The organism is Streptomyces sp. NPDC054841 (assembly GCF_053611045.1).
In genome coordinates, this window is the sequence record NZ_JBSGZO010000532.1 from 1 (window position 1) to 5,376 (window position 5,376).

General features: G+C 71.9%; 4 protein-coding genes and 1 pseudogene. 3 read left to right on the top strand and 2 right to left on the bottom strand.

What is annotated here, in order from left to right:
* Window positions 1–27: 27 nt before the first annotated feature.
* Both ACWGI8_RS38525 and ACWGI8_RS38530 read right to left on the bottom strand, forming a co-directional pair.
* The gene (locus tag ACWGI8_RS38525) at window positions 28–1,584 is read right to left on the bottom strand and encodes an ATP-dependent DNA ligase (RefSeq protein ID WP_453668094.1); all 1,557 of its coding nucleotides are present in this window, start codon (window positions 1,582–1,584) and stop codon (window positions 28–30) included.
* Between the two features lie 109 nt (window positions 1,585–1,693).
* Window positions 1,694–2,311, bottom strand: coding sequence for a TetR/AcrR family transcriptional regulator (locus ACWGI8_RS38530; protein WP_453668095.1), 618 nt, complete (start codon window positions 2,309–2,311; stop codon window positions 1,694–1,696).
* A gap of 89 nt (window positions 2,312–2,400) precedes the next feature.
* On the opposite strand from ACWGI8_RS38530, the gene ACWGI8_RS38535 reads away from it, so the two are divergent.
* The 3 genes and pseudogenes from ACWGI8_RS38535 (at window position 2,401) to ACWGI8_RS38545 (ending at window position 5,318) form a co-directional block, all read left to right on the top strand.
* Window positions 2,401–2,919, top strand: coding sequence for a PH domain-containing protein (locus ACWGI8_RS38535; protein ID WP_453668096.1), 519 nt, complete (start codon window positions 2,401–2,403; stop codon window positions 2,917–2,919).
* The gene (locus tag ACWGI8_RS38540; RefSeq protein ID WP_453668097.1) at window positions 2,916–4,433 is read left to right on the top strand and encodes a PH domain-containing protein; all 1,518 of its coding nucleotides are present in this window, start codon (window positions 2,916–2,918) and stop codon (window positions 4,431–4,433) included. Before ACWGI8_RS38535 ends, ACWGI8_RS38540 begins: the two co-directional genes overlap by 4 nt.
* Before the next feature lie 74 nt (window positions 4,434–4,507).
* Window positions 4,508–5,318 (top strand): annotated as a pseudogene (locus ACWGI8_RS38545) (hypothetical protein).
* Window positions 5,319–5,376 lie beyond the last annotated feature (58 nt).

Here is a 5,376-nt window from a genome sequence, read left to right on the forward strand (position 1 = left end):
GCCTCTCCCCTACCGATGACCTGCGGCTCAGCCTTCCTGGGACGTGCCGCTGCGGGCGGAAGCCAGAACCTGCTGGATGGTGTCCGCCTCCGCTGCGCTCTTGTCCGGACGGTGGCGCACCACGCGCGCGAAGCGCAGAGCCACACCGGCCGGGTAGCGCGAGGAGCGCTGAAGGCCGTCGTAGGCGATCTCGACGACGAGTTCCGGCCGTACGCGTACGACGAAACCGTCGTCGCCCACCGCAAGTTCCCGCAGATGCTCTGTCTGCCAGCGCAGCATCGCGTCCGTGAGCCCCTTGAAGGTCTTGCCGAGCATGACGAAGGTACCGTCGGGCGCGCGTGCGCCGAGGTGCAGGTTGGAAAGGAGCCCGGTACGGCGGCCGTGACCCCATTCGACGGCCAGGACGACGAGGTCCAGGGTGTGGACGGGTTTCACCTTGAGCCATGAGCGACCTCGGCGGCCGGCGCTGTAGGGCGCGTCCAGGGCCTTGACCATGACGCCCTCGTGGCCGCGGTCGAGGGCCGCGGCGAGGAAGTCCTCGGCCTCGCGCAGCTGCGGTGCGGAGCCGGGGTCCTCGATGACAACGCGACGTACCCTCATGGGCTCGGGGACCAGGCGCGCCAGGGCCGCGTGCCGCTCCCGGCCGGTCAGGCCGAGCAGGTCGGCGCCGTCGTCGGCCAGGATGTCGAAGAAGACGGGTGACAGGGGCAGCGCGGCGGTTGCCGCGGCCACATCGGTACGGGAGCCCACGCGTGAGGCGATGTCCTGGAAGGGCAGGGGCCGGCCGGCCGGGTCGAGCGCGATCACTTCGCCGTCCAGGATGAACAGGTCCCCCGGCAGTTCCCGCACCGAGGCCACGACGTCGGGCAGCCGTCCGGTGATGTCGTCGAGGGAGCGCGTGTGGATTCGCACGTCACCGCCGGACCGATGGACCTGGATGCGAATGCCGTCCAGTTTCTCCTCGACACAGCAGGAGCCGAGCGACTGGACCGCTTCGACGACCGATGGCGCGCTACCGGCCAGCATCGGCTGGACCGGTCGGCCCACTCGCAGCCGGAAGGACGCGAGCACATCCGGGCCCTCGGCAAGGAGGGTTTCCGCCACGCGGGGCAGGGACCCGTCCAGCATCACCGCGCGCCGGACGTCGCCGGCCGGGGCGCCCGCCGCCTTGGCGACGGCCTCCAGAGCGATGGCGTCCAAGGCGCCCTGGCGCACCTCACCGGTCAGCAGCCGGAACAGGAACTCCTGCTCGGGTGCGGTCGCCGCACCCATGAGCTCTCCGATCAGACGCTTGCGTTCGGCCTGCGCGCCGGCTCCGGCGACCTGGGCGAGTGCGGTGAACGCCGCGTCTGCCTCGCCGACGGTCAGGCCCGGCCGGTCGGCAGGCTGCGCCCGGTCCTTGAGGACGCTCCAGCCGACGCCCAGCCGTCCCTGCGGGAGCCGTCCGGCGAGATAGGAGATGACGAGCGCAGCCTCCTGGGGCCGGGCGTCCTCGAACAGGGAGGCCAGGGCTGCGATCTTGCGGGTACGGGACGGCTCGGCAGCGACCTGCCGTGACACGTCCGCGAGGCGGGCCAGCAGCATGCCGCCCATCGTGCCCGGCCCCGCCCCGGCGCGCATGCCATGGCCGGGGTCGGGCGGGTGCCCGAGCGGGCAGACAGAGCCGAGCGGGCAGAAGCCGAGCGGGCCGCGCTCATGCGGTAGTGCCGAACAGCCGGTCGAGGTGGTGATCGAGCAGGCGCAAGGCCTCCTCGGGGGTGTGGACGTGCAACAGGGTGTATGCGGTCAGGCCGTCGACCAGGCTGATGAGGATCATCGCCTCGGCGTCGGGGTCGCACCCGGCGGGCAACTGCCGGCCTTCGGCGGCCCGGCGCAGCAGTCCGGCGAGGAACTCGCGGAGCCTGGGGATGCCCTCCTGGGCCTCGGTGCGCAGCCGGTCGTCGTGGACCGCACGGGCGAAGTAGGCCGCTGCCACAAGCTGACCGACACGGCTGTGTTCGTCCAACGGCAGCATTCCGGCGAGGCATTCGCGCAGCACGAAGCGGGGCGGGGGCTCCTCGGCCAGATTGGTCGCGGCCTTCTCGATGCGGTCCCTGATGCGCTGGTCGGCGAGCTGGTTGATCTGCCGCAGGGCGAAGACGAGCATCTCGTCCTTGGAGCGGAAGTAGTGCTGGAGCCTGCCGAGCGAGATACCGGCCTCGGCGGCGACGTCACGCAGGCTGACTCCGTCGAGGCCGCGCGTGCTCGCGATGCGCCAGAGCGCCGCAGTGATCTCCAGACGTCTCTCTTCATGATCCACCTTCTTGGGCACGGCGGGCCTCACTCCCTTTTACAAGTCACTTGTACCGTTGTAACGTATCGCCATCCAATACAGCTGACTTGCAAACGGGGAACTCCTTGATGCCCACGCCTACTGCCCCGCTCCTGCGACCACCCCGATGCCGGGTCGATCCCCGCGCCCGACGCTGGTGGACCGTGCAGGCACTCCTCTCGGTCAGCGGGCCGATGCTGCTCGCCGCGATAGCGCTGGCGACGCTCTCCACGCTCTTCTTCGCCGGGGCGCTGCCGTGGCTGGGCCCGCTGCTGCTCGCCACACTCGTCGCGCCCGCGCTGGTGTATGCGACCGTCATGCCGCGCAGGCGCTGCGCGGTGCACGGCTGGGAACTGGGCACGTACTCGGTGTACGCGGCCAGGGGCTGGCTGTGGCAGCAGCGCCGGATCGCCCCGCTGTCCCGGGTGCAGACCGTCGACACCGTGCGCGGTCCGGTCCAGCGGCGGTACGGACTCGCCACCCTCACCGTCACCACGGCCTCGACCGCGGGGGACATCAGGATCTCCGGGCTGTCGGAGTCCGACGCCGAGGACCTGTCGCGGCGTATCGCCGAGGCTGCCCAGGCCGTTCGGGGGGAGGCCGCATGACCGCCCTCGCCGCATCCCCGGACACCGCGCGGTCCACGCCCTGGTGCCGGCCCGATGCCCGCACCCTGCTGGTGCAGTGCGGCTGGTTGGCGGCGCCACTCGGCTCGGCCGTGCTCACCGCCCTCGCCACCGGCGGGCGGATCGGTCCCGGCGGGTGGATCACACTCGCCGCAATTGCGGCCGCGTTCGCGGTTGTCAGCACCTGCGGAGTCATCCGCTGGAGCCGCACGCACTACCGCGTCGGCGCCGACTCGCTCTTCCTGCGCAGCGGAGTGTTCAGCAAGCAGCTGCGCACAGTGCCGCTGAACCGCATCCGCAGCGTCGATCTGACCGCCACGCCGCTGCACCGGGTGCTCGGTCTCACGGTCGTCCGCGCGGGCACCACCACCTCGCACGGGGGTCGAGGTGAGGTCGCCCTGAACGCCGTGTCCCGGAGCGAGGCGCTGCGGCTGCGGACGGTTCTTCTCGCACACGCCGACGCCGACGCGGCCTCCGGGGATCCGGTCCTCGCACGGATCGACTGGCGCTGGCTGCGGTATGCCCCGCTCACCTTCTGGGTCATCGGCGGGGTCGGGGTCGCGGCGGGGACGGTCTACCGCGTCCTGGACGCCGTGGGCGTGGAACTGTGGCGCGTGGGGTTCGTCCAGAGGGCCTTCGCCGAGTTCGGCAACAGCGTGCTCTGGCTGACCGTCCCCGCTGCACTGCTGGCCGTCGTCGCCGTCGGCTCGCTCGGCGCGCTCGCGCTCTACACCGAAAACTGGTGGGATCTGCGCACCGAGTGGCGCGACGACCGCACCCTGGCCGTACGGCGTGGACTGCTCACGACCCGCTCGGTCACCATCGAACGCGCCCGGCTGCGCGGGGTGATGCTGCGGGAACCTCTCCTGCTCCGGGCCGCGGGCGGGGCGAGTGTGCACGCCGTCGCGGGCGGCCTCGGCAACCGCGAGGAGACCAGGAGCCGCAGCGCGCTCCTGCCACCCGCTCCCCGTACACAGGCTCTGCGGGTCGCCGCGGGAACACTGCGCGAGCCACGGCCCCCGTTCGAGGGAGTCGATTTCGCCCCGCACCCGCGCCCGGCGCTCCGCCGTCGGCTGAGACGCGGACTGCTGCTGTTCGTACTGCCCATCACGGCCGCACTGGCGCTGCTGGGTGCTCTCCTCACCCCCGTCCTGTTGCACTGTGCCTGGGTGTTCGCCCTCATCGCCACGCCGGTTGTGTGGCTGCTGGCGCGGGACGCCTATCGCAGCCTCGGGCACGCGCTGCGCGACCGCCATCTGCTGGTGCGCTCCGGCACGTTCAGCAGGGACACCGTGGCGCTGGAGCGGGACGCGATCGCCGCATGGACCTTCACCTCCTCGCCGTTCGCCCGGCGGAACGGTCTGGTCACCGTCACCGCGGCGGTTGCGGCGGGTGAGCACGGCTACCGCATCCCGGATCTTGCGGCACAGTCCGCGCCCGGATTCGCCGCGGCAGCGGCGCCCGGAATCGTCGACGAATTCCTTCACGTCGCCTGAACACCTCCCTTCATTCAGTCAACTCCCCTAATCTGCAGTCGATTTGATCCACTCCCGACAGCAGGCAGGGGACCATGAGGAAGCTCTCGCGTACGGCTGTGCCCGCGGTCGCCGCCGCGATGCTGGGTGTCGCGCTCGCACCGGGGCAGGCGCCGGCGGCAGAACCCGGCATTGCGGCGGACGGACCGGCCTATTCGTCCACCACCTGGGTCGGCGTCCACAACGCGTACGAGAAATCGAAGTACCCGTACTTCGCGGTACGGCCGGGGGCCCGCCGCCCTGGACGCTCTGCTGACGGCCCGGCTCGGTGAGGCGCTGTACCGCCCGGCCGACCTGGCGGCCGGTCAGCCCGATCTCGACACCGCCGTACGAACCCAGGGCTGGCCCGCGCGCTCCGACCTGGCCGGGAAGTTCGTGGTCGAACTCATCCCGGGCACGGTCGAGGAGGGCAACCCGCTGGACACCCTGTGGACCGATCGTGAGTACGCCACGCACCTGCGCACCCTCGCAGCGGCGGGGCGGCTGCGGGACGCCGCCGCGTTCCCCGCGGTGCACGGCGCGCAGGCCGGCGACCCGCGCAGCCGCTACGCCGACGCCTCCCTTCGCCCCTGGTTCGTCCTCTTCGACGGCGACGCCCCCACGTACGCCGGCGGCTCGATCGACACCGCCTGGTACGACCGGAACCACTACCTCGTCGTCATGACCGACGCCGCCAACGTGCCGCCTGCGATCGACGGCACCAACCCCACCGAGGCGCAGGCGCGCGACCGGGTCGGCCTGCTGGCCGGCCGGCATGCGAGCGTGGTCTCCGCCGACTGGTACCCGCTGGCCGCCGTCCTGGGCAACGTGGTCCCCCGGGGGACGGCGAGCGCGACGGGCCGGTAGGGCCGCCGACCTGGCGTCAGCCGGTGCGCGACGGCGACGGCCTGCGCAGTCGCAGTCG